Raw genomic sequence first — 25,426 nt, forward strand, 5'->3', positions numbered from 1 at the left:
CGACCTTTGCCGGCGAGATAAAAAACAATGAAGAAAATCCCATTTTTTTATGAAAGAGTAAACTTTTATTTGAATTTTGGATAGAATAAAAGTAAATCAGTGAAAGGCAAGGGAATGGTATGGGAAAACGTCCACGGTGGATTTATTGGAAACAAACATTTCAATCTAAATTTCAAGCAGGATGTTTAAAAGCAAAGCTTGAAGATAACTGGCACAATGGCTATGAAATTGGACCATGTGTGGAAATAAAAAAGTTAAAAACGAATAAGTATGTTGTTCGATACACATATGATGAGATGTCAGAAGGGTCCTGACATCTCTTTTTTCACCTAGAGAATAACGTGTAGAAAGTTATAGAAATACATAGACAAAAAAATAGTTGCTGATCAACTATTTTCTGTCTAATGAGTTGTAGAGTATATCTTTTTACTTTTTCCCAATCATTTTTTCAGGGCGGACAATCTCATCAAATTTTTCCCCAGATAATAAACCGCTTGCAATAGCAGCTTCACGAAGAGTAGACCCTTCTTCATGCGCTTTTTTAGCAATCTTAGCCGCATTTTCATAGCCGATATGAGGATTCAGTGCAGTGACGAGCATGAGCGACCTAGAAAGCAGGTTTTCAATAACGTCAGTATTCGCTTCAATTCCAACCAGACATTTATCGTTAAACGAATGGATAGCATCGGCTAGCAGTTTAACAGATTGTAAATAGTTATAAATAATGACAGGCTTAAATACATTCAATTCAAAATTACCTTGACTAGCAGCAAAGCCAATAGTGGCATCATTTCCCATCACTTGTGCAACAACCATCGTTAAAGCTTCACTTTGAGTTGGATTTACTTTCCCAGGCATAATAGAACTCCCTGGTTCATTCGCAGGAATGGTAATCTCCCCAATTCCAGACCGAGGGCCGCTTGCCAACCAACGGATATCATTTGCAATTTTCATCAAATCCGCAGCAAGTGCCTTTAATGCACCATGAGCATAAACGAGTTCGTCATGGCTCGTTAAGGCATGGAATTTATTTTCAGCAGAAGAAAATGAAATGTTCGTTACCTTACTAATTTCTTTTGCAACTTTATCTCCAAAATCAGGGTGAGCGTTAATTCCCGTACCAACAGCCGTTCCACCTATGGCTAATTCTTTCATATGTTCTAAGCTTTCGATGATCATTTTCTCAGATTTCTCAAGCATTCGCAGCCATCCGCTTACTTCTTGACCGAGTGTTAAAGGAGTTGCATCTTGTAAATGCGTACGTCCAATTTTAATAATGTTCTTGAAATCCTTAACTTTTCTTTCCGTTGCTGCTTTCATCTTCTTAATTGCTGGGAGTAATAAATTATTTACTTCTTCAACTGCGGCAATATGCATAGCTGTTGGAAAAGTATCATTGGAACTTTGGGACCTGTTCACATCATCATTGGGGTGAACCCGTTCTTTACTGCCTTTGTGGGCTAATAATTGATTGGCTTCATGAGCAATTACTTCGTTTATGTTCATATTAGATTGTGTTCCGCTTCCTGTTTGCCAAACGGCTAATGGAAAATGTGTATCAAATTTACCTTCAATGATTTGATCAGCTACAGCAACAATTGCCTCTTTTTTTTCTGCCTCAAGATTATTGATTTCATGATTAACGATTGCAGCAGATTTTTTTAGAATGGCAAAAGCGTGCATCACTTGAAGCGGCATTTTCTCATTACCGATTTTGAAGTTCTCTAAACTTCTTTGTGTTTGTGCTCCCCATGATTTATCATTTGGTACTCGTACTTCTCCTAACGTATCTTTTTCAATTCGAAACTCCATTGTTCATTCCTCCAAACATCTTTATAGTCTTAGCTTTATATAATTTCTGTTAATAAATACCTAAATTCCCGCTATTTATTATGTAGCCGTATTCATTTTCATTTTTTTAATAATTATTCCCGGCTAGTATTGAATGATATTTCCAACATTGCAAATAATAACTTCATTGTAAAAAGCGGTTCATTTAGGGACTAATAAATGAGGTGTAAGGTATGAATATACTTTGGGGAATATTTGGAGTGATTGTAATATTTACTATCGCTTTTTTACTCTCAGCGAAGCGAAAAGCAATCAACTTAAGGACGGTTCTAGGTGGATTTGCTATCCAGCTTTTATTGGCCATTCTCGTACTAAAAGTTCCTGTAGGGAAAGAAGTTTTAAATTGGCTAACGCAAGGAGTTGGCAGTATTATTGATTATGCTAATGCGGGTATCGGCTTTGTGTTTGGTGAAATGTTTGTTGAAGAAAACGGTATTTTTATGTTTGCAATTAACGTCCTATCAGTTATTATTTTCTTTTCTTCACTCATTTCAGTTCTATATTATTTAAATATTATGCAGTGGGTCATTAAAATAATAGGTGGTGCTTTATCGAAACTGTTAGGTACTAGTAAATCTGAATCGATGAGTGCAGCTGCTAACATTTTTGTTGGACAAACGGAAGCGCCACTTGTTATACGACCTTACATATCAAAAATGACACAATCCGAGTTATTTGCTGTTATGACAGGTGGTTTGGCTTCTGTTGCTGGATCAGTCCTCGTCGGTTATGCATTGCTCGGTGTTCCACTTGACTATTTGTTGGCCGCTAGTTTTATGGCAGCTCCTGCAGGTCTAGTGATGGCTAAAATGATTGTGCCTGAGACGAATCCAGAAGATATTACAGGTGAATTTAAGATGGAAAAAGATAAAGAGTCTGCAAATGTGATAGATGCTGCTGCTAGAGGTGCAAGTGTTGGGTTAACTTTAGCTCTAAATATCGCCGCAATGTTACTAGCCTTTGTTGCCTTAATTGCACTAATTAATGGAATACTTGGTGCGATTGGTGGGCTTTTCGGAGTAACAGCCCTTACCTTGGAAGGAATTTTAGGATTTCTTTTTGCTCCTTTAGCATTTGCGATTGGTGTACCGTGGCATGAAGCGATTACAGCTGGAGGCTTTATTGGGCAAAAGCTAGTAGTCAATGAATTTGTGGCGTACCTTTCATTTGCACCGCAAATTGAGAACTTATCGGAAAAAACAGTGGCAGTTGTCAGCTTTGCGCTTTGTGGTTTTGCAAACTTTTCTTCATTAGCGATTTTATTAGGCGGGCTCGGTAACTTAGCTCCTGACAGGCGAAGTGATATTGCAAAATTAGGTTTACGTGCAGTAGCTGCGGGTATGTTGGCCTCGTTATTAAGCGGTGCAGTAGCAGGAATGTTATTTTAATTGCATAACATAGGTAAGGTCCTCTTCAGGTGAAGAGGACTTTTTTTGATTGTTAGCTTAACGTTAACGTTGTAAAAAACTGAATCACTTTCAATATATCTATTGACACATGCTGGAATATTTAATATTGTATTAAGTGTAATATATTAAGTAGTACACATAAGACAATTAATGCAACCTATAAGGTGGTGAATGCATGCTTTTACGAATTGACCCAAAAAGTAATGTTCCATTGTACGAACAAATCATAATGCAAATTAAAGAGCTTCGAGCGAAAGGGATCATTCAAGCGAATGAAAAACTTCCATCCGTTCGAGAATTAAGTTCACAGATCGTTATTAATCCGAACACTGTGAGTAAGGCCTATAAGGAACTTGAGAGACAAGGTATTATTGTGACGATCCGCGGAAAAGGAACATTTATTGCAGAAGGAGAAGCAATAGAAGCTTCTGAAAAGGAGAGAGAGAAAATGAAAAAATCTCTAGAGCAACTAGTCATTGATAGTGTGTATTTAGGGATAACAAAACAAGAGCTACAGCAGTGGATAGAAGAATTATTTAAAGATATAGGTGGTGATTCAGATGATGGAAATTAAGCAGCTTTCAAAATCAATTCATAATCAACATGTTTTATCCGATATTAACTTTCAATTAAAACCGGGAAATATCATAGGATTGATTGGTCGAAATGGTGCTGGTAAAACAACTCTTTTACGGCTCCTAGTTGGAATTCTCTTACCTTCAAGAGGGGATGTACTACTTGATGGGAAAAGTATTTATCAATTTCCAGAAGTGAAAAGGGAAATTGTGTTTGTTCCCGACTCTCCTGAAGCTTTGAAAAGTTATTCGACCCAAGAAATTGTGAAATTGTATAAACAAATATATCCGAATTTTGATGAAACATATTTTTATGAATTATTAGATCGCTTTTCTTTACCGAAGACGAGAAGAGTTGGAAATTACTCCAAAGGAATGAAGGCACTATTTGCACTCGTCTTAGCTTTTTCAACGCGAGCCAAGTATATTTTGCTAGATGAACCTACAGATGGTCTTGATGTCATTATTAAAAAGAAAATTCTTCGCTATATTATTGAAGAAGTGGCCGAACAACAAGTATCAGTCATTATTTCTTCACATCGTTTAGATGAACTGGAGTTTATGGCGGATCAAATTATCGTTATTAAAGATGGAACGATTGAATCCAACTATGATCTTGATGAACTGAAACAATCTTATCGAAAAGTTCAAGTTGTATTTAAAGAGTACCTACCTGATGAATTAAAGAAATACGTGAATGTGCTCAATCAGACGGGAAGAGTATACACGCTGTTAATTGAGGGAGATATAGTGGAAAAAGAAGCCGAAATAAAAAAGTATGAACCATTGTTATATGAAGAACTGTCTGTTGTTTTAGAGGATATTTTCGTAGCGAAGCTTGGAGGTGAGGAGTTTGCTGAATAAAGCGTTGTGGATGAAAGAATTTAAGCAAACAAAGGCATTGATTTTCGGGTTACTTTTACTCTTCTTTTTTGATTTTCCTATCCGAGTTTCACTTAGCTTAGAAAGTTGGAAAACCTTAGAGGAACAGGCTGCAATCAATCCAGACATGTATGGACACCCAATTGTAAATGATTACATGGTTCGCTCATTGTTTTTTGGAGGATTTGCAACGTTTTTAGGGTTAATACTAATCGTCTTATTAGCTGGGATTATGATTGGCTCCGAACGAAATACTCGCAAAAACGATTTTTCGTTTGCTCTTCCATATAAACGAAGTGATATGTTTTTAACTAAATGGCTCATTGGATTTGTGACGATCACAACTTTTTATACAATCAATTATTTTGCGGCTTATTTCTTAGTAGCAACTTCCAATTATAGTCACTTTTTAGAGCAGTTTTCTCATGTTCAACTTTTTATTACACCACTCTTAGGTTTTATTACGTTGTTTAGCTTTGCTATGTTAATCGGAACAATTGCTGGAGAAATGATTTCACAAATGGCATTGACATTCATTTTTACGTTCTTCCCGTTTGGCTTTTACTTCTTACTACAAGGGTTTTGGATGGTCCATACGAATGGGTATTTACCAGAACCAGAAGCACTAACTTACCTTGTATGGCCGATTTATAGTATCGACACCTATTCTAACAAACCATTACTTATTCCTGTTGTCGCAACAATCATTTTCACAATTATTGCAACGCGGTTGTATATGGTAAATAAAGCCGAACATAATGGTGAATTCCTAATCTTTAAGGGGTTACAGCCGACTTTTAAGGTGGGAATTATCGTTTGTTTTTCTTTACTGGGCGGAATGTTAATTTCTAGCTTGACGCCATACACGAATGGTAATATACTGACTATCGTGTTCTATTGGATAGGGTTTCTCGTATTTGCTTACCTGTCTGATAGATTAACGACAAGGTTATTAACAATGAACGTTACAGTTAAGAATAAATAAAAAGGTGAGAAAAGATGAAGAGAGTTTTTTGGTTGTACATTGTGTTGCTTTTTTTCCTAGCTTTTTGTTTCGTATATATTGAAAATATGAACCTACCATCTTAAGATGGTAGGTTTTCATTTGTGTTATAAAAACTTTTGGTACTTGTAACTTTATTTGTTTTCGAGTTATATATAAGTTCAATTTCTTCAATGGGTTCTTCAATGAATAAGTTATGATTTGGAAAGCTGATTTTAGCTTGGTGGAGCTTTTCAATCCATATCTTTTCGCCCGCATAAAGTTCTGGAGGTTGTCCCATATCAGTTCCAACTATACCTGCTTGAATGGTTTGGAGGGCTTCAACTTTTCCGCCGCGAATGACAGAAGTTGTTCTATCGAATACAATATCTTTACCCGCAAAAAGCGTTGTGTTAATAATACCTTCTTTTTTGATAGTGATCTTTCCATTTGTTTTAATCTGAGACGATGTAGCGGAATAAAAATCAATATTACTTTCTTCTAAAATAATCGACTCCATCTGCTGCATCAATTCATTAATGGCATATTGAATACTATGCAAAGACTGTTCAGATGTTATGGATAAGATGGATTGATTGTCCTTAAATTTGGCTAACGCATTTAAGATAATTTTCAGTTGAGGTGGAAAGGAAATCTGATGTTCAGCCATTTCCTGAATGGTTTTGTATAGTTCAAATACTTTATCGCGAATATTTTTAAACTTAGAGTCAACAAGGGTTGAAAGAACATACCCAAAGTCCATTGAAATGCCTTTTAATTCCATTGCGTGTTGTAGCTGTTTCAAGGCTTCCCACAACTGTTTGAGCTTCAGGGATAAGTCTTGTGTAATTTTATACACACGACTATAAAATAACCCAAATTGTCCAGCGTTTATTTTACTATTCATTACATTTCCGAGAATAAAAACGTGCTGAGAGGCCGTTACTGAAGCATGATACACATTTCCGTAAACGAATATGCTTCCAGAGCCCTCTACTTTCATGTGATCTTTAATATTGCCGCGAATAATAATATCACCATTGAAAAAAATATTACCTGTTGACATATCAACATCCCCATTGATTTCGTATGTCTCTAGTATGTTAATATGTTTCACATAATGGCCGGTTACAGATGGGCGTCCTGGTTGTAGAGCAATTACTTTTCCGTCCTCGGTAATTTTTACAGTAGGTTTAGCACGGACATCTAGTCGTTTTGCCTTTTTTGGGAATAACGTTTGCCCGAGAACATTAAAACCTTCTTTTCCTTCTTTCGGCGGATGAACTTGGGCAATTAGAGCCCCAGCTTCTACAATCGGAATTTTAAGACGGTTTTTAAAGTCAACTTTTCCGTTAACTTCTTCTATAACTTCTTCTACCTCGTTTTTAAAAAACTTCTCTACAAAACCATCTCTTGATGGAATGAGGGGGAGTCCTTCAGCAACTAGGATTCGATTAAAGGTAGGTTTCATTAACTCCTGCATAATGGCAGAAGCTTTTACTTCAATTTTCACTCCATACTTCGTTATATCTTCAAGTATTTTTGAGCTAACTTCCTCAACATGACAAGGTTTGTGATAATGCTCGACCTCAAGTTTGAAACGTAAACTCCGTTTCTTATCTTTCAAGCGGTACTTTGTATAAAGCTCAGGAAAAACTTGTAAGTAAACTTTTAATTTATCTTCACTGATTGTAATTTGATAAGGTTTTTTTATTTTTATAGTCCACTCAATGGTATCTTGTTCAAAAACAAGGAGCTCTTTTTTTAAGACCTTGCCATTTACGGTAATGTAAATGTTTTCATTAGGAACAAGTAAAGGATGGCGTCCATTTGCGTTAGGATTAATAATAAACAACTGGTGATCCCTTACTTCAACAAAACCATCATCCTTTAGAATATGGTGTTCAGGTCGTTCGCTTTCAGTAGTTGTCTCTACCGTTTCATACTTGTTAAAGTCCTCAATCTCTATATCTCTAATTAACTCTATTATGTCATTTTGTTTTTTGTTCATTCTGCATCACCTAAGAAATTAATACCTTAAGTATATAGTATAAAAGTCTTACAAAACTACATGAAAATAGAAAAAGATTTCACAATTTTATTTAGGATCAGAGTTTATTAGTTGAACTCAACTTCAATGATCGGAACAATATATATTATGAAATGATCTGAAAAACATAAAAAAGCTGACAGGGATTGTTGTCAGCTTCGTTATGGTACATTATTTAAATAAACTTTTATATTCCCCGTAACCTTCTTTTTCTAGATCGTCTTTATGAATAAATCTTAATGCTGCAGAATTTATGCAATAACGTAATCCAGTAGGCTTTGGTCCGTCCTCGAAAACATGACCGAGGTGGGAATCGGAATTTTTACTTCTAACTTCGATACGCCTCATTCCATGACTAGTATCCATCTCTTCAGCTAGTTTATTTTGATGTAGTGGTTTTGAGAAACTTGGCCAGCCACAACCGGCATCAAATTTATCAAATGAACTAAATAATGGTTCACCTGAAACGATGTCTATATAAATACCTTCTTCTTCATTATTCCAGTATTCGTTATGAAAAGGAGGTTCTGTGCCATTATTTTGGGTTACCTCGTATTGCATCGGCGTTAATGTTTTCTTAAGTGTTTCGGGGTCTTTTTTAACCGACCAATGCTCTTTAATAAAGTGGTCACGACCAGAGCCTTTTCTGTACGTCATGTATCTAAACGGATTTTTTTTATAAAAATCTTGGTGATAATCTTCTGCTGGATAAAAAGGTACAGCCGGTTGAATTTGAGTAACAATCGGCTTTGAAAAACGACCGCTTTCTTCTAGTGCTTTTTTAGAGTCTTCAGCGATCTTTTTTTGTTCATCGGTATGGTAAAAAATCACCGTTTTATAAGAATGACCTCGATCATGAAATTGTCCGCCTGGGTCAGTAGGGTCAATTTGTTGCCAAAAAATACTTACTAATTTTTCGTATGGAAAAATGGTCGGATCATAGGTGATTTGTACAGCTTCATAATGTCCCGTTGTTTCACTACAAACTTCTTCATATGTAGGATTTTCCTTATGCCCGCCTGTATAACCAGAGACGATCTTTTCTATACCAGGTAATTCGTCAAATGGTGTAACCATGCACCAGAAACACCCACCCGCAAATGTAGCGACTTCGAACGTATTATTTACCAATAGTGATACCTCCCTCAAAGAAAACTTTTTATGTATGTAGTATACAAACAAAATGAAAAGAAAAACAAAGATAATGCCTGCGTTACGTTCATAAACCCAATGAAAACCAACCATCCAATTCGATGAAACCAAACGTTTCTTTGTCCGTATATAAAGAATAAATAGTATTCAAGGAGTGAAGGTAATGACAAAAGATAAAAAGAAAAAGAAAACATCTGAAAGTGGATGGTCGTATTATTTATTTGAGATCTTTCTAGAAGTTCTTTTCTACCTACCCAGAATGATTATACGGCTCATTAAACATTGGTCCTAAAAACGGTAATACTCTTTCGTATTACAAATTACATACAGTGTGAACAAGTCATTAACTAAAGATGCTTAGACAGATTACATTCCTTCTTCTTCAAATCTTTTCAAATCATTTTTATGACCGATGACAATTAATATATCATTTAGTTCGATTATTTCTGAAGGAAAAGGTGATATATTTATATCTTTACCTCGTTTGATGGCAAGGATAGTACAGCCAAACTTTGCTCGGACGTTTAATTGATCGAGTGACTTATTCGAAACTTTCTCTGTAGCAATTACTTCGATGATACTATATTCATCTGATAATTCAATATAGTCGACTATTTTTTCTGAGACCAGATGTTGGGCAATTCGTATACCCATATCTTGCTCTGGATGAACGATTCGGTCGGCGCCAATCTTCTCTAATACACGATGGTGATAGTAATTCTGAGCCTTCACCCAAACATTAGACACCCCCAACTCTTTAAGTATCAGTGTACAAAGGATACTAGATTGGATATTGTCACCGATTGCGACAATAACGTAATCAAAATTCCGGATACCAAGTGAATGTAAGGCATTTTCATCTGTTCCGCTAGCAATGACACTATGAGTTGAATGCTCAGTCATGTTATTGATTTTTTCCTCGTTATTATCAATGGCTAAAACGTCGTGCCCGAGTTTATAAAGTTCCTTACATACACTACTCCCAAATCGCCCGAGACCAATTACGGCAAATTGTTTTCTCATTTTAGATGTTTCCTCTTCCTTTAATTTTTCTGTTTTATTTAAGCTAGGTAAAATAATATCCGTACAAGCCTTAATAGTGCTAGTATGTGTCACCTTCCCGAAATTTTATTATTGTGGTTTGAAAAAATTTATATATGGGGAAATAAAAAGAGGTCGAAACACCTGTAATAAGACATTCTATAACATTATAAACTCGATAGAAGAATGTCGATTTCTTTAAACGGTGTTGATATAGTGATATAATTTATTTTCCTTACTTTGTGCTTGTAGGGTTTGAAGAAGGGAAAGCAGTTCATCTTGTATAAATGAAAAAAAGGTGAGGAAACGTAAGGGAAACCGATAAAAATAACCATTTACGGTAATTATTAGGGTTTACTAACTTCTTAAAACGATTTATAGTTGCGGAAAGTTATTAGCAGTTATTAAAAATGAAGTTTTTGAAATTGAAGGGAGGGACCTTACGTTCAAGTATGGCTTGATTCGTAAGGGAAACATGGAAAAGTATACGTACAACACGAAAAAGCCAGGCAGTGTTTTCGTCATATCAGCTATTTTAGTAAGTTTATTTGTATTATGGGGGGTCTTTGCGCCTGGCGGGTTAGAAGAAACAGCAAGTGAATTATTAGCGACAACCATCCAAAACTTCGGTTGGTTTTACATGATTGTTACAGCGATCTTTATTGCATTTGTTTTATTTTTAGCAATTAGTCCTTTCGGAAAAATGAAACTAGGAAAGCCGGATGACAAGCCAGAATATTCCTACTATACGTGGATAGGAATGCTCTTCTCCGCTGGGATTGGTGTTGGTTTTGTTTTCTGGGGAGTTGCTGAGCCGGTTCTTTATTATATGGACCCACCATATGGGGTTACTCCAGAAACGGTGGAAGCAGCTAATATGGGTTTGCGTTATGCAGTGTATCATTGGGCGTTACACCCGTGGGCGATCTTTGGTTTAGTTGCTTTAACATTAGCTTATGTTCAATATCGTAAAGATCAACCAGCTCTTATTAGTTCTGCGTTTTATCCTATTTTAGGTGACCGTATTAACGGTTGGTTTGGACGTGGTATTGATATTTTAGCAGTCCTTGCGACTTCTACTGGTGTGGCAACGACCTTTGGATTAAGTGCGATGCAAATTACAGGGGGATTATCATACTTAACACCAATTCCTAATAATACGACGACACAGCTCGTTGTTATTCTTGTAGTTACTATATTATTTATGTTTTCAGCTGGAACTGGATTAAATAAAGGGATACGAATATTAAGTATTACGAACTTAACGATTGCAGCTATTCTTTTATTATTTATGATCACCTTTGGTCCAACACTCTTTATTGCTGAAGGAGTTGTAACGACATTAGGGGGATATATTTCCAATATTATTCCAATGAGTTTAACGATGACCCCATTTGCTGATAGTGTATGGTTAGGGGCATATACTATTTTCTTCTGGGCTTGGCATATTTCATGGGCTCCTTTTATGGGGTTATTTATTGCTAGAATTTCAAGAGGACGAACGATACGTGAATTCGTCTTTGGGGTCTTATTTGTACCATCGCTTCTTGGGTTAATTTGGTTTACTGCATTTGGTGGAACAGCATTGCACCTCCAACGAACGACTGAAAGTAACATAGCCGAAATCGTCATGAATAATGTAGAAGTAGCGCTATTTGCAACGCTTGCCGAGTTACCGTTAGGTGCTGTTATGAGTGTTTTATCTGTGTTGTTAATCATTATTTTCTTTATTACTTCTGCAGACTCAGCTTCATATGTATTAGGAGCCATGACTTCAAGAGGAAGCTTAGCGCCTGCATTGTATGTAAAGTTGATCTGGGGTTTATTAATTGCAGCAACTGCAAGTGTTCTCTTATTAAGCGGAGGCTTACAAGGCTTACAAACAGCTTCCATTATTGCCGCTTTACCATTTGCCATCATTATGCTGACCATGGCTGTATCGATGTTTTTAATGATCAGTAAAGATTATCGAGCCATAACGAAAAAGAAACGCACCAAACAAATTGAAGCTATTAAAGAAGAAGTTCGAGAAGAGATGAAAGAGGATATATACGAAGAATTTAAAGAAGAGATGCTAGAAGAGGTTCGAGATGAAATTAAAGAAGAGGTATTGGAAGAGTTTAAGGAAGAACTTTATGAAGAAATGAAAGAGGAAATTCTAGAAGAAATTGAAACAGATGAAGGTAATTCTAAGAAAGAATAATGAGCTAAGAGGCTGACATACCGTTAGTCTCTTTTTCTTTTGGACTTATAATGATTAGTTAAGTTCGTTTGTCATTGAGTTCTATTTATAGCATTTTGGTGACCTTTACCATGTAAATATGAATTTTATATGAATAAGTTAGATACCTAAAGAAAAGGTGAGGAAACCGGGGATAAAATCGGATAGAATGCGCTTACATGGATGTTTGAGTATTTTAAAAATCGTGATACAATGCACTTCGTTATGTGCGGAACCTGATTTTCTAAGGAAGGAAAATCAACAATTTAAAGATAGAGGTGCAAGATGAATATCGAGACAATAAAAAATGAATGGTTTGGTAATGTGAGAGGAGATGTGCTAGCAGGGATAGTAGTTGCCCTCGCGTTGATCCCAGAAGCGATTGCGTTCTCCATTATCGCTGGTGTGGACCCAATGGTTGGGTTGTATGCTTCTTTCTGTATCGCTGTTGTCATTGCGTTTGTCGGTGGACGACCAGGGATGATTTCCGCAGCTACAGGAGCAATGGCATTATTAATGGTTACACTTGTTGCGGAGCATGGGCTTCAATACTTATTAGCAGCTACGATTTTAACAGGTATTATTCAAATATTTTTTGGTGTATTTAAATTAGCTCGCTATATGAAGTTTATTCCCCGTTCTGTAATGATAGGTTTCGTTAATGCTTTGGCGATCTTAATTTTTATGGCGCAGTTAGAACAATTTGTGGGAGCAACTTGGATGATGTATGCACTAGTTGTTGCAACATTAGTAATTATTTATGTGTTGCCAAGGTTTACAAAGGTAGTTCCTTCTACATTAATAGCTATTATTGTCATTACTACTTTCGTTATCTTAACAGGAACAGGTGTTAGAACGGTAGGGGACATGGGTGAATTGACTCAAGCTCTTCCGATGTTTTTAATTCCGCAAATTCCGTTAACGTTAGAAACATTAATGATTATTTTCCCATATGCGTTAGCGTTAGCTATTGTAGGTCTTCTAGAGTCTTTATTAACCGCTCAAATTGTAGATGATATGACAGATACAGAAAGTGATAAAAATAAAGAGAGTCGTGGACAAGGTATTGCAAATATCGTAACAGGATTTTTCGGTGGAATGGCTGGTTGTGCGATGATTGGTCAATCCGTGATCAACGTTAAATCAGGTGGTCGTGGTAGATTATCAGCATTAGTTGCCGGTGTATTCCTTATGATCCTAATTGTAGCTTTAGGAAACCTTGTAGTACAAATACCAATGGCGGCTCTTGTCGGCGTCATGATTATGGTTTCGATTAGTACGTTTGATTGGAACTCTGTACGAACGCTTCATAAAGTACCGAGAACAGATGCAGCTGTTATGGTCGTTACAGTTGGAACAGTTGTCATTACTCATAACCTAGCAATCGGTGTATTCGCAGGGGTACTCCTAAGTGCAATTTTCTTCGCAGGAAAAATTTCGAAAGTTAATGTTTCAGCAGAAGTCATTAATCAAAAGAAAACGTACTATGTGCAAGGACAAATTTTCTTTGCTTCTGTGACTGACTTCGTTGCTGCATTTGACTATAAAGAAAATATGACAGAAGTTATTATTGATTTAAGTCAATCTCACTTATGGGACGACTCAGCAGTCGGAGCTATTGATAAAATCAAATATAAGTTCGAACAAAATAATATTGATGTTAAGTTTATCGGATTAAATAAAGATAGTACAAACTTAATGAACAAAATTGGTGGCATGTCTTCAGGTCACTAAAGTAAAATGTAACAAAAAGTCGGTACCTGGCACCTTTAGTTAACTAAAGGTGCCAGGTACCGATTTGTGTTTGTGCCTTTTTGTGGTTTTGAATTATTAATTAAAGGGAATTGTAATTTAAAAAGCTATTGGATTGGTTTGCACTTATCTTTTATGTATCAATATGTTTCATTCGTATCGGAGGAAAAGGGCATGAATAAATATCAACAATTATTATTACAACGCAGTATAGACACAATTAGTCGATGGAAAACAAAATCTTATGTAGAGAATAAAGAGTTATATCGTTTTTTTCACTCATTAAAAGGAACGGCTGCATCAATAGAACTCTTTGAGATAACGAATGAAGCTGAAATAATTCTTGAGCAATTAGATGAAACGGATGGAAAGGTTTGGACATGTGAGGAATGGGGGATGTTGATGCAGGATTTATTTCCACTGTTAAACACTTCCAAAACACAAGCTGAAGAAGTATATGCGGCAACAACTAATAGCCATGAACAAGACTCTTCTTTAATCCTTCTTGTAGATGACGACATTGATATGGTAACTTCACTAAAAAAAGAACTTGAAAAGCAAGGTTATCTTGTTTTACCTGCTTTAACTGCTGAAAAAGCATTAAAGATATATTACGATCAAAAGCCCGATTGTGTTATCTTAGGTGTTCACTTACCTGACCGGAGTGGTCTTGATTTACTTCAATTGATTGTTAATAAATCTTATCATTCTTTCACCCCTGTTATTTTAATAGGAACAGATCCTAACAGGGAAATACGGATAAAAGCATATGAAAGAGGAGCAAGTGATTTTATTGAAAAACCGATTGAGATAAATGAATTCCTTGCTCGAGTAAAAAATCGAATGTATCAAAAAGAATTGATTCACAATGCCATATTAATAGATGAATTAACGGAAACGTTTAATCGAAAGTTTTTTACTATGGAGATGGACCGACAGCTCCAAGAATATAAACGAAGTAAAGTTCCTTTTAGTATTGTTCTCATTGACTTAGATCATTTCAAGAAAATAAACGACACATATGGTCATATTACTGGTGATGAAGTGTTACGAAGTTTATCTATGTTTATGAAGGAAAATAAACGACATGCTGATTTTTTTATTAGGTATGGGGGGGAAGAATTTATTTTACTATTACCCCAAACTAAAAAAGACCAAGCGAAAATAGTAACGCAAAGGTTACTAAAAGGTTTTTCGAAGCAGTCATTTTGGTCTAATGATGAACGTTTTCAAGTAACTTTTTCAGCTGGTATCACAGAAATTGCCGATGACAAATTAACGGCTGAAGAGTATATAAATCAAGCAGACCAAGCACTTTATCAAATAAAGGAAAAAGGACGTAATGGTGTAGCGGTTTATAATGCACAACATAAAGCCCAATCAGTTGAGAAAATAGTCCGAATTGGAGTCATTGATGATGATGAAATTGTTCGTGATGTTGTTACCCAGCAACTTAACAAATTAAGCTTATTAGATTATATGATTGACATCCAAGCTTACCGTGAAGGAGAATCTTTCTTGCAATCAGACTGGCATAAGCAAAACGGGAAATTTTTAATTATATTAGATGGCGTCCTGCCAAGGATGGATGGATTAGAAGTGTTACAAAAAATCCGTCAGCATTCCAATGAAAAGAACGTTATGGTCTTAATGCTGACAGGAAGAAAGACCGAACGAGATATTGTGAAAGCACTAGAATTAGGTGCTGATGATTATTTAACAAAGCCATTTAGTGTTGCTGAACTGAAAGCTAGGGTTAGGCGCCTACTGTTAAGGATGGTATAGAGTTGATTACGGTTGATATCTTCACAATCATTTTAATTAATGTCGTGTTACTTATTCTTCTATTTGTACTATTCTTTTATCTAATCCTTCGAAAATTACGAGATCATAAAACAGGATTGAGAAAAAAGCAGATTAAACAAAAATTGAAAGCAGAAATTTATTCTTACCTAGAAAGTGGAGATGATCTACAAATCTCTAGAGGTTTGAAAGACAACGACTCATACGAAGTTATTGAGGAGCTGCTTGAAGAATATATTGAAGTTGCTAGTGATGATGAAGTGAAAAAACGTGTTGTTCATATTTCAAATAAATACTTAGAAGCTTATATTCGTAGTAAATTAAATCATCGACGCTGGAGTTTACGAATGAATGCTCTTTACCGTATTGAAGATTTCCATTTAATCCGGTTTGTAGATGAATTATGGAACAAATACCAACTCGGTGTTGATGAAATAGAAGAGCAATATCAAATCCTTAGAACCCTTGGATCATTGCAATCACAACGTCTAAGCAGCTTTCTACTGTATGAAAAACATGATTTGCCTTACTTTTTATATAAAGAAATTCTCAGACGGTACGATGAAGAAGAGTTTTCACAGTTTATTAACGCTTTTGCTGTAATATCTACTCCTTTAAAAACGGCAACCATTGAACTCATGGGTGAAAAGCGTGATATTCGGTTTGTTTCGTTTTTAGAAAAATGCTTAAGGGATAGTAACTTAGAAATTCGACTCAAAGCTTTAAAAGGGTTAGCGCAAATTGGTCTAGTTTCAGATTACAACTTAGTACAACAATTTGCGGCTTCAACTATATTTCAAGAAAGGTTATTATTTACAAAACTAGCGTCGGCTTTAAAAAAAGATCGTGATAAACCTACTTTAGTCAGGTTATTATCAGATGAAAATTGGTGGGTACGAAATGGAGCAGGCGAGGCTCTCGCAACTTACGAGGATGGAGAGATGATTTTGTCGCATGTACTGGAAACGAGTGAAGACCCTTTCGCAAGAGATATGGCGAAGCAATGGATTGGAGGTACGGTAAATGAGTGATTGGGAAATTATATTATCAACTGTCCTTACAATCGTTGCCTTTTTCGTTTTAGCTTATATGTTTTTTGTCATCTCTTTTTATGTGGTTATGTTAATTATATCAGCTAAACAATTACGAAAAGGGTTTGGGTTAAATCAAAAAGAAACGTATGAAGATATTCTTCAATCAGCAGATACGAAACCCATTTCAGTAATTGTGCCTGCTTATAATGAAGAAATTGGGATCTACAACAGCATTCGTTCCCTACTAAGCATGAACTATCCTGAATATGAAGTGATTGTCGTAAATGATGGCTCAAAAGATAAAACGCTGCAAGTAATGATCGAGCGATTTCAAATGAAAAAAGTAGAGTTAGTTGTGAGATCAAGGTTAAAAACAGAAGAAATCCGTGCGATTTATCAATCTAAACTGCACGACAACCTATTATTAATTGATAAGAAGAATGGAGGAAAAGCCGATGCTTTAAATGCCGGAATGAACCTTTCACACTATCCTTATGTATGTTCATTAGATGGAGACTCAGTATTAGAGCGTGATGCATTCTTAAAGGTCATGAAACCTATTATTGACTCAAACCAAGAAGTCATTGCAACAGGAGGAAGTATTCGTATCGCCAATGGTTGTAAAATTGAGCGAGGGGAGTTAATGAGTGTCGGCTTATCTAAGAGGCCACTCGTTATCATGCAAGTGATTGAATATCTTCGGGCATTTCTTATGGGGAGAGTCGGTCTCAGTCGACACAATCTTTTACTTATCGTTTCTGGAGCCTTCGGTGTCTTTCATAAAGAGTCAGTTATTAAAGCAGGGGGGTATTTAACAAATACTGTAGGTGAAGATATGGAATTGGTCGTTCGCCTGCATCGCTTGATTAAAGAAGAAAAAAGTAACGAACGAATAGTCTATGTGCCAGATCCTGTCTGTTGGACAGAAGCTCCAGAAGATCTAGCTGTATTAAGACGTCAAAGGAGACGTTGGCATCAAGGGCTATTTGAGTCTCTATGGTTGCATAAAAAAATGCTTTTTCGACCGAAATACGGTAAAGTCGGCTTCATATCATTGCCTTATTTTTTGTTTGTTGAACTGCTAGGACCAATCGTTGAGTTCTTAGGGTATCTTATCGTTATTTTGGGCTTAGTATTTGGAGTGTTAAATATCGAATTGGCATTGTTGTTATTTACGTTGGCGTTTTTATACGGATCATTGTTGTCAATGAGCGCTGTTTTGTTGGAAGAATGGAGTTTGAGAAAATATCCAGAAGTCATGGATGTTGTTCGTTTATTTTTTTATGCACTAACAGAAGCTTTTTGGTACAGGCCAATAACAGTTTTCTGGAGACTAGAAGGTTTTATCCATATTCTAAGAAAGAAAAAAGATTGGGGAGATATGACGCGTAAAGGGATTTCAAGCTAAAAACATGAGGTGAGGAAATTGACGAAGAAATTGTTAGTTGTCGATGATGAAGATGTTTTAAGAATGTTAATCGTCGATACTTTAGAAGATGAGGGCTATCAGATTCAGGAAGTTCAAGATGGACAAGAAGCCTTAAATTTTATACAAGAAAACGAATACGACTTAATTATTATTGATTATATGATGCCAGAATATAGTGGCGTAGAAGTGATCAAAAAAGTAAGGGAAATGGATGATAAGCATGAATTGCAATTCCTTATGCTTACTGCAAAAAGCCAGCAAAAGGATGAGGAAATGGCTCGGCAGGCCGGGGCTGATTATTTTTTAGCTAAGCCATTTAGTCCATTAAAACTAGTTGATTTAGTAGGGGAAATCTTAGATGATCAGTAAATTAAAGAAGAGTCTTTCTCGGAGGTTTACAGCTATAGCTATTATTGTTTTAGTATTAATTCTAACAGGTGGATTACTAATAAACATACTAACTCAACAGGTGCAAGATGAATATTTTCGAGAAAAAGAAGAGTTAAATAGTAAAAAAGAAGTGATTGAAAGTATAGAAGAACACTTACAATTAATGTTGTTTCATGGTAGAGGTTTTGCATCTATCCAAAATATGAAAGAATACCAAGCGATTTTTCAAGAACGAGATAAATTATTATATGAAATTGTCCAATTAGAACAGCATAATCTTTCGAGAGAGGAACAGGAGTTAATTATAGAACTCCATTCATTTGTTGATCATTATATAAACAATGTCATTCCAATCGTGAGGCAGCATGTTGAAGCGGATAATTATGAAGGAATAAGAGAAATAGCTGAAAATGGAACAACCGCATTAATTAATCAAACGATGGGTTTGATGGGTAGTTTTGTGCATCAATATAAAAAGGAATTAAACCAGTTAGAAGCGCAATTTTTAACGAAGATGCATCAGATTAATTGGGTATTTTTCGGGTATATTTTATTTGTTATTCTATTAATTTCTATTGCAGTGCGAAAAATTGTAAAAGATATTGGCTTGCCTCTTCATCAATTATCAGTCGTGTCAGAAGATGTTTCGGCAGGAAGAGAAGTCACATTTGTACAAAGCGATCGTCTTGATGAAATAGGAACTCTCTCAAGATCATTTGAGTCTATGGTACGCAATATCCAAGCCAAAGAGGAAGAGTTAACAGCACAAAATGAAGAGCTTTTAGCCCAGCAAGAAGTATTATCAGACCAACAAAATCAGTTGAAGGAATTGTTGGCAGATACTCAAGCAAGTGAAAAAAAGTTAGATCTATATCATAGGTTTGTCTCTTCATTAACTGGAACACTGGATAAAGACGTATTACTGAAAATGATCGTAACAGAATTAGACAAGTTGTTTAATACTGATAAATCAATGTTTGTATTAATGAATTCAAGGTATGACTTTTATTCCATAGGTGTCTCACAACAAGGTGCAGAACAGTTTATTCGTCATATTGATCAAGGCGTTGCTGTACGCCTTAAAGAAACAAAAGAGATTCATCCGTCTAAACGCAGCATTGCTCCAAGTGAAGACAGCTATCATCATCATAATGGATTTAGCTATGATTTATATGTTCCAGTCTTATCAAGTGAAGGGGAACTATTAGCCATATACATCGTAACAAAAGTAGGGTATGAGTTTACCCAAAAAGATCAAGAAGATTTTATTTCGTTAATGAGTCAAGCTGCACTCTCGATTGAAAAACTAAAAATGTTTGAAGCTGTAGAGCGAAATCAAAAGCTCAATCAAGATATTATTGATAATGTAAATGAAGGAATTCAACTGGTTGATAAGAACGGGAAACTTCTTCAAGTCAATCAAAAGCTATGTGAGATCTTCCAATGTTCAGCGGAGGGGAAACACGTTTTGTCAAAACCTCTTGAAGATTGGACAAGTTCTTTATTTCACGTTGTAAATAAAGAAAAAGAACTCATTGAGTTTGTCAAGATGTCATTAGTAAATCAAACATTAGAAAACAAAGTAATCCGATATATGATTAATGAACCAAAGCAAAAAGTAATAGAAATGTATGCGGAACCTATTTACCGAAACCAGGAAAAGATAGGAACATTGTTTGTACACCGAGATATAACGGTTGAGCATGAAATAGATGTAATGAAGTCAGAATTGGTAAGTACGGTGAGCCATGAATTAAGAACACCGCTAGCTAGTGTACTAGGATTTACAGAACTTATGGTAACGAAAGATTTGAAGCCCGAACGACAAAAGAAATATTTGCAGACGATCCATAAAGAAGCCAAAAGACTAACAAACTTAATTAATGACTTTTTAGATTTACAACGAATGGAATCAGGGAAGCAAACGTATGAAAAACAATTATTTGATATGGTTCAGCTAGTAAATAATGTGGCTAGTGTTTTTCAAGAACAGCATAGTAGTCGGAAGTTTATAATTGAAGAGGAAGAAAAGACTTTAATGATTTACGCTGATGAAGAAAAGGTTATTCAATTGTTTACTAACTTAATAAGTAATGCAGTAAAGTTTTCACCAGAGGGCGGTAATGTAGAAGTACGATTTAGAAATGATTATGAACACATTTATATCGATGTCAAAGATTACGGACTTGGTATATCACAATCAGAAATAAATAACCTGTTTCAAAAATTTTACCGCGTGGATAACACAATTAGTCGAAAGATTGGTGGTACGGGTTTAGGGCTTGCCATTTCAAAAGAAATAGCAAATGCTCATGGCGGAGATATAACCGTTCAATCCGTGGAAGGTGAAGGAAGTACATTTACAGTGTCATTTCCGCTATATCAGTGTGAGTTACCCCGACAAGAATTTCATAAAATTCAAGAGAATAATAAACCACTTATCGTTATATTAGAAGATGATAATAGTTTAGCGCTTTTGTTAAAAGAGCAGCTAGAAGAGACAGGGTTTGCAGTTGTTCACGTCAAAGATGGACAAGAAGCAGTTCAGTTCATTACAAAAGAAAAACCGGAACTTGTCGTTATTGACATAATGCTCGAGCATAGCATAGACGGTTGGGCCGTTATACAAGCAATGAAGGATAAACGCGATACAGAGAACATTCCAATTATCATTTCATCGGCACTTGATGAAAAAGAAAAAGGTATATCTCTGGGAGTAGAGCATTATCTAACAAAACCTTACCTACCTAATGAGCTGTCAACGGTCATACTAAAAACAATTATACAAGGTAAAAAAGAAGGACAAATATTATTTCCAAAGAATTCTAAAGATTGATAATTGCAACAGGCTGACTATTCGAATAAATGAATTTTTCCAAGTGCGACAAGTCCTTCGAAACGAAAGTCAGCCTTCTTCTTGTTTTTTTAGAGTTGGTACACATCATGTTGGTTCGTGCATTAATATAGGAATGTAATTACCACATATCATCATACAAACGTCGATCAGATAAGACAGTATCAATGGGACATTCTTCGGCATCGCGGCCGTATTGCCATGCCCATACATTAGCTTCACACGGTGGTTTAGCAGGCGTAAAACGTTGGGGACGATTTTGTTTCGTCGTCGTTCCAGGTTCTGGTTCTGCACTCCATAGAACAGACTGGACTTTCACTCGTTCACTATTGGCAACAGCGGTACAATACGCCTCACTAAAAGGTCCTTCAACAGGATCGTGATAAAAACCAGGTTTATAACCACTTGGATAAAAGGCGTCTACCCAACCGCGGATCCATGCTTCATCGACATCGAAAAAATTTTCAATATTAGCGAAAATTCGAACACCGGTAGGAAAGCCAAGTCTTCTGGCATGGAATATTGCATTAGCAGCTGTAATTTCTCCCGTACGGTAGCCAACTGCTTCTAAAAATTCATTGTAAATGGGCATGACTCTAATTCCGTTTCCTCTTAACCTTTGGACTTCTTCTGTAGTTAAACCATCACTTACATTCGGTATGGTCGTTAAGTATCTGCCCCAATATGCAGGCTTACCAAAGTTTTCAAGGACACAATCATATAAGGCAGGAGTTACGGCCGCAGCTGAATCTACACCCCAAATACTTCTCGCCATTGAATCACTCCTAACTTCTATTGCGATCTTCAATCGAAGAACATCTATTTTATATCATATCGGTGAAAGTGTTGTACTATGACTAGTGAAGTGTTGTGATAAAAATAAATACGAGCAGAAAAGATAAAGAAAACTCGCTGATTGATAATTTACTAACGTAAAAAAAGCCTGACAAATAAATGTCAGCGCTTTAATTGGTTGTTTTGAAGAACCAGTACTATTAATTGTCATATAAAGGAACTACGATTTGAAAAGTAGTGCCTGAACCTACGTTGCTATCAACAAGAATGGAACCCTCCATATTAGAAATAATGCTGAAACAAACCATCATTCCAAGCCCTGTTCCCTTAGACTTTGTCGTATAAAAAGGCTTTCCGAGACGATTTAACTCTTCTTTTGTCATTCCGATGCCTGTATCGGTTATCTCGATAACCGCTGTGTCTTTGTTAACAGAGGTAGAAACATATAGTGTCCCGCCATTAGGCATGGCTTCAATAGCATTTTTAAACATATTAATTAGACATTGCTGAAGCTTGCCTACATTCCCATAGATTACGGGCTCGTCTTGGAATTTGCTATCTACAAAAATAGAATTCAAATTAGCAAATGGAGTAATAACTTCAATTGCTGCACTAGCGACCTGATTAATGTAAATAGTTTCCTCTTGTTCTTTTTGAGGTTTAGCTAAAGAGAGGTAATCAGTAATAATAAATTGGGCACGATCTAACTCTTTAAGCATAATATCATAGTAATTTTTGTTTTTGGGATCTACTTTTTCATCACTTTGGAACATTTGAATAAAACCTCGTACCACCGTCATTGGATTTCGGATTTCATGAGCAATGGACGCGGCGAGTTCACTGACTAATTTCATTTGTTCCATACCTTCCATCTCACTTTTTAAGATCATATGACGTTGATGGTTTTCTATAAAATAAATAGCTCCCCAAATAGTAAAGGTAATAAACAAGATAGCTAGTGTATAATAATGAAAAATCTCAGCGATGTCTACAGAATCAAGAATATGTAAAAGGAATAACCCTGAAGTAACGATAATCATCGCAAATATAGATGAAAAAATCGTTCCATATATTAATCTCTGTTTAAAGCTTCCTTTACGATAGAATGGAAGAAGGTAGATCATAGTAATAAAAATAATACATTCGATAATAAAAAATGCGAACAGGCCATAGTTAATACCGAGAAATAAACGAGAAAGAATAATTAGGATACTCGTCACAATTCCAGCAGGTAAGCCGCCATAAAGGTAACTAAGTATTAAAGGAACAGCTCGCATATCAATAAAAAATAGATGGTTCCCTATTAAAAATGGAAACAGCATACAAAAAAAAGCAGGGATACTGAAAATGACACCAATAAGAAGCGGTTGTACGCTAACTTTAAATTGTTGAAGTCTTTCAACTAAGAAAAATTGATAGAAAAAAATAGTAACTATAATAAATAAAAAATTGAGTAGAAGTTCCTCGATACCCACATGCTGTTCCTCCTTGCTGAAAAGGGAAAAGTACTTACCTTTTTATTAATAATATACCTTTTTCTGGCTGTTATCTATGATAATTTTACAGTGATAGTAAAATTATTTTTATATTAGCGCTGTTAAAGAGTATTGTTGATTTTGGGCTTATTTCTGAAAAAATACCCTAAATTATATGAGGAAATACATTTTCTCGTTCATTTCAGGATAAATCTCTTCAACCTTTCAGTTCCTGATGAGCCCCAAATTAACGGTTTCCAACAGTATTATTTATAGATTTTATTTTAATAGTTGCTATAGAGGATCATGAAAGGAAAGTGGGGAGAGAGGGTGACAAAGAAAAAAGGAATTTATTATTAGAAAGGACGATTGATTAAGGAGTTGACATCACAGCACATATGTAGTATATTTATTTTGTCGCTAATAATTATGACTCATGATCCGTTAGCTCAGCTGGGAGAGCGCCACCTTGACAGGGTGGAGGTCGAGGGTTCGAGCCCCCCACGGGTCACCATACATATAATTGTTCAACCCCTTGCGTAGCAAGGGGTTTTGTTGTTTTTGCAGTTCCTCTAATTGACCACAATTAACTCCTCAAATTAGCTTTGACCACATTTTGACCACATTAAATTTTTATATCAGTTTATATTAATTAAATGAAAATTAATATTAAAATCAGGAGCAGAAATGTTGAATGAGAAAATCTTAGGTCTTTAAAGCATAGTAGACGTTATACTGTGCAATAAACAACTACTCTAATCAAGTATATTAGTTCTAAGCCCTAGAAACTTTATTAATTTTTTATAAAAGCAGATGATTTAGCAAATGTGGGCATTTACATCCAACTACCATTTGCCAACACAATTCTATAAAGTATAATATGAGGATATAAAAATACAGAAAAAGGAAGATATATTGTTTATTTTTAAACAAAAGTCACCAGTCCCTTTTATAGTTGAAAAAGATTAAGTTAATTAGTAAGTCTAACTTCTTAACAGGAGGAGAAAGATGAAAATTTTTGTGGATGCAGATGCTTGTCCGGTGAAAGATATTATTATTTCTGAAGCAAGGAATTTTGAAATTCCGGTTATCCTTGTTACAAGTTTTTCTCACTTTTCTAATGCAAAACAGCCATCAGGAGTGGAAACCATTTATGTTGATTCTGGAGCAGATGCTGCAGATTATCGGATTGTGAAGTTAGTGGAAAAAGGAGATATTATTGTGACGCAAGATTATGGTCTTGCGTCGCTTGGTTTAGCAAAAGGAGTTATCGTCCTCCATCAAAAAGGATTTAGATATACAAATGATAATATCGACCAATTATTACAAACACGTTATTTAAGTGCAATGGCTAGAAAAAGTGGACAGCGAACAAAGGGACCAAAGCCTTTCACAACAGAAGACCGGGAGCAATTTAGGGATCTTTTTAAACAGATTATTTCTCTTGAAAAATTAGGCTAAACTCAGAGATTCAGAAAGGAGATAAATATCTTGAAGTATATAAAATCGCAAATGCAACAACTAATTAAGGAAAATAAAGAACTGCATACACGTTTTAAAGAACTGAAAGCTGAGCATGGTCTTGAAAAAAACAATGCCCTCAAGGCCTTGTACCATTCAGAAGTTGCGGATGGAGGAAAGTATCAGGTAGCTTACCAAGCACTTAATCAGCCCAAAAAGTAGACTCTATATTCTATTTATACTTACTAAAACCTGATATAAATGTTTGAT

21 protein-coding genes and 1 tRNA gene are annotated in these 25,426 nt (G+C 35.6%); 16 read left to right on the forward strand and 6 right to left on the reverse strand.

Annotated elements, in window-relative coordinates:
- Positions 1 to 119: 119 nt before the first annotated feature.
- The gene (locus ACNSTQ_RS06595) at positions 120 to 314 is read left to right on the forward strand and encodes a hypothetical protein (protein ID WP_418199058.1); all 195 of its coding nucleotides are present in this window, start codon (positions 120 to 122) and stop codon (positions 312 to 314) included.
- A 112-nt stretch (positions 315 to 426) separates the two neighbouring features.
- Here ACNSTQ_RS06595 and fumC read toward each other — a convergent pair whose 3' ends face one another.
- Positions 427 to 1,812: a class II fumarate hydratase gene (gene fumC, locus ACNSTQ_RS06600; protein WP_418199059.1), complete on the reverse strand. Its 1,386-nt coding sequence runs from the start codon at positions 1,810 to 1,812 to the stop codon at positions 427 to 429.
- A gap of 212 nt (positions 1,813 to 2,024) precedes the next feature.
- Here fumC and ACNSTQ_RS06605 point away from each other — a divergent pair, with 212 nt between their 5' ends.
- From ACNSTQ_RS06605 to ACNSTQ_RS06620, 4 genes are all read left to right on the forward strand, one after another.
- Positions 2,025 to 3,239 (forward strand): NupC/NupG family nucleoside CNT transporter, encoded by a 1,215-nt coding sequence (locus tag ACNSTQ_RS06605; RefSeq protein ID WP_418199060.1) that lies wholly within the window; start codon positions 2,025 to 2,027, stop codon positions 3,237 to 3,239.
- Positions 3,240 to 3,435: 196 nt separating this feature from the next.
- Positions 3,436 to 3,834, forward strand: a complete 399-nt coding sequence (locus ACNSTQ_RS06610) for a GntR family transcriptional regulator (RefSeq protein WP_418199061.1) — start codon at positions 3,436 to 3,438, stop codon at positions 3,832 to 3,834.
- Positions 3,821 to 4,699 carry an ABC transporter ATP-binding protein gene (locus ACNSTQ_RS06615; RefSeq protein WP_418199062.1) on the forward strand — a complete coding sequence of 293 codons (879 nt, stop codon included), beginning with the start codon at positions 3,821 to 3,823 and terminating at the stop codon, positions 4,697 to 4,699. Before ACNSTQ_RS06610 ends, ACNSTQ_RS06615 begins: the two co-directional genes overlap by 14 nt.
- Positions 4,689 to 5,702, forward strand: coding sequence for a hypothetical protein (locus ACNSTQ_RS06620; protein WP_418199063.1), 1,014 nt, complete (start codon positions 4,689 to 4,691; stop codon positions 5,700 to 5,702). Before ACNSTQ_RS06615 ends, ACNSTQ_RS06620 begins: the two co-directional genes overlap by 11 nt.
- A gap of 100 nt (positions 5,703 to 5,802) precedes the next feature.
- Here the strand turns inward: ACNSTQ_RS06620 and ACNSTQ_RS06625 are convergent, their stop codons facing one another.
- Entirely contained in the window at positions 5,803 to 7,710 is a 1,908-nt protein-coding gene (locus ACNSTQ_RS06625; RefSeq protein ID WP_418199064.1) for a flagellar assembly protein A, read from the reverse strand.
- Between the two features lie 210 nt (positions 7,711 to 7,920).
- Entirely contained in the window at positions 7,921 to 8,880 is a 960-nt protein-coding gene (gene msrB / locus ACNSTQ_RS06630; protein ID WP_418199065.1) for a peptide-methionine (R)-S-oxide reductase MsrB, read from the reverse strand.
- A 184-nt stretch (positions 8,881 to 9,064) separates the two neighbouring features.
- On the opposite strand from msrB, the gene ACNSTQ_RS06635 reads away from it, so the two are divergent.
- Positions 9,065 to 9,193 carry a hypothetical protein gene (locus ACNSTQ_RS06635; protein ID WP_418199066.1) on the forward strand — a complete coding sequence of 43 codons (129 nt, stop codon included), beginning with the start codon at positions 9,065 to 9,067 and terminating at the stop codon, positions 9,191 to 9,193.
- Between the two features lie 74 nt (positions 9,194 to 9,267).
- Here the strand turns inward: ACNSTQ_RS06635 and ACNSTQ_RS06640 are convergent, their stop codons facing one another.
- On the reverse strand, positions 9,268 to 9,924 hold the full coding sequence (locus tag ACNSTQ_RS06640) for a potassium channel family protein (RefSeq protein WP_418199067.1): 657 nt from the start codon (positions 9,922 to 9,924) through the stop codon (positions 9,268 to 9,270).
- 493 nt (positions 9,925 to 10,417) lie between these two features.
- Between ACNSTQ_RS06640 and ACNSTQ_RS06645 the strand changes: the two genes are divergently transcribed.
- The 7 genes from ACNSTQ_RS06645 to ACNSTQ_RS06675 all read left to right on the forward strand — a co-directional run bounded on the left by ACNSTQ_RS06645 (position 10,418) and on the right by ACNSTQ_RS06675 (position 21,407).
- Positions 10,418 to 12,145 (forward strand): BCCT family transporter, encoded by a 1,728-nt coding sequence (locus ACNSTQ_RS06645; RefSeq protein WP_418199068.1) that lies wholly within the window; start codon positions 10,418 to 10,420, stop codon positions 12,143 to 12,145.
- A gap of 303 nt (positions 12,146 to 12,448) precedes the next feature.
- Positions 12,449 to 13,897, forward strand: a complete 1,449-nt coding sequence (locus ACNSTQ_RS06650) for a SulP family inorganic anion transporter (RefSeq protein ID WP_418199069.1) — start codon at positions 12,449 to 12,451, stop codon at positions 13,895 to 13,897.
- A 192-nt stretch (positions 13,898 to 14,089) separates the two neighbouring features.
- A complete protein-coding gene (locus tag ACNSTQ_RS06655; RefSeq protein ID WP_418199070.1) occupies positions 14,090 to 15,700 on the forward strand; it encodes a diguanylate cyclase in 1,611 nt (536 codons plus the stop codon).
- A gap of 2 nt (positions 15,701 to 15,702) precedes the next feature.
- Positions 15,703 to 16,749 (forward strand): HEAT repeat domain-containing protein, encoded by a 1,047-nt coding sequence (locus ACNSTQ_RS06660; protein WP_418199071.1) that lies wholly within the window; start codon positions 15,703 to 15,705, stop codon positions 16,747 to 16,749.
- Positions 16,742 to 18,160, forward strand: coding sequence for a glycosyltransferase family 2 protein (locus tag ACNSTQ_RS06665; RefSeq protein ID WP_418199072.1), 1,419 nt, complete (start codon positions 16,742 to 16,744; stop codon positions 18,158 to 18,160). The genes ACNSTQ_RS06660 and ACNSTQ_RS06665 overlap by 8 nt, the downstream gene beginning before the upstream one ends.
- Before the next feature lie 18 nt (positions 18,161 to 18,178).
- Complete coding sequence (locus ACNSTQ_RS06670) at positions 18,179 to 18,550, forward strand: response regulator (protein ID WP_418199073.1); 372 nt, start codon at positions 18,179 to 18,181, stop codon at positions 18,548 to 18,550.
- On the forward strand, positions 18,540 to 21,407 hold the full coding sequence (locus ACNSTQ_RS06675) for an ATP-binding protein (RefSeq protein ID WP_418199074.1): 2,868 nt from the start codon (positions 18,540 to 18,542) through the stop codon (positions 21,405 to 21,407). The genes ACNSTQ_RS06670 and ACNSTQ_RS06675 overlap by 11 nt, the downstream gene beginning before the upstream one ends.
- A 139-nt stretch (positions 21,408 to 21,546) precedes the next feature.
- Here ACNSTQ_RS06675 and ACNSTQ_RS06680 read toward each other — a convergent pair whose 3' ends face one another.
- A complete protein-coding gene (locus tag ACNSTQ_RS06680) occupies positions 21,547 to 22,200 on the reverse strand; it encodes a glycoside hydrolase domain-containing protein (protein ID WP_418199075.1) in 654 nt (217 codons plus the stop codon).
- 220 nt (positions 22,201 to 22,420) lie between these two features.
- On the reverse strand, positions 22,421 to 23,695 hold the full coding sequence (locus tag ACNSTQ_RS06685; protein ID WP_418199076.1) for an ATP-binding protein: 1,275 nt from the start codon (positions 23,693 to 23,695) through the stop codon (positions 22,421 to 22,423).
- Between the two features lie 438 nt (positions 23,696 to 24,133).
- On the opposite strand from ACNSTQ_RS06685, the gene ACNSTQ_RS06690 reads away from it, so the two are divergent.
- The 3 genes from ACNSTQ_RS06690 (at position 24,134) to ACNSTQ_RS06700 (ending at position 25,378) form a co-directional block, all read left to right on the forward strand.
- Positions 24,134 to 24,209, forward strand: a tRNA-Val gene (locus ACNSTQ_RS06690).
- Between the two features lie 494 nt (positions 24,210 to 24,703).
- Positions 24,704 to 25,156: a YaiI/YqxD family protein gene (locus tag ACNSTQ_RS06695; RefSeq protein WP_418199077.1), complete on the forward strand. Its 453-nt coding sequence runs from the start codon at positions 24,704 to 24,706 to the stop codon at positions 25,154 to 25,156.
- 30 nt (positions 25,157 to 25,186) lie between these two features.
- Positions 25,187 to 25,378 (forward strand): hypothetical protein, encoded by a 192-nt coding sequence (locus tag ACNSTQ_RS06700; RefSeq protein ID WP_418199078.1) that lies wholly within the window; start codon positions 25,187 to 25,189, stop codon positions 25,376 to 25,378.
- The last annotated feature ends 48 nt before the right edge of the window (positions 25,379 to 25,426 follow it).

This window comes from Alkalihalobacterium sp. APHAB7 (assembly GCF_048323755.1).
GTDB lineage: Bacteria > Bacillota > Bacilli > Bacillales > Bacillaceae_F > Alkalihalobacterium.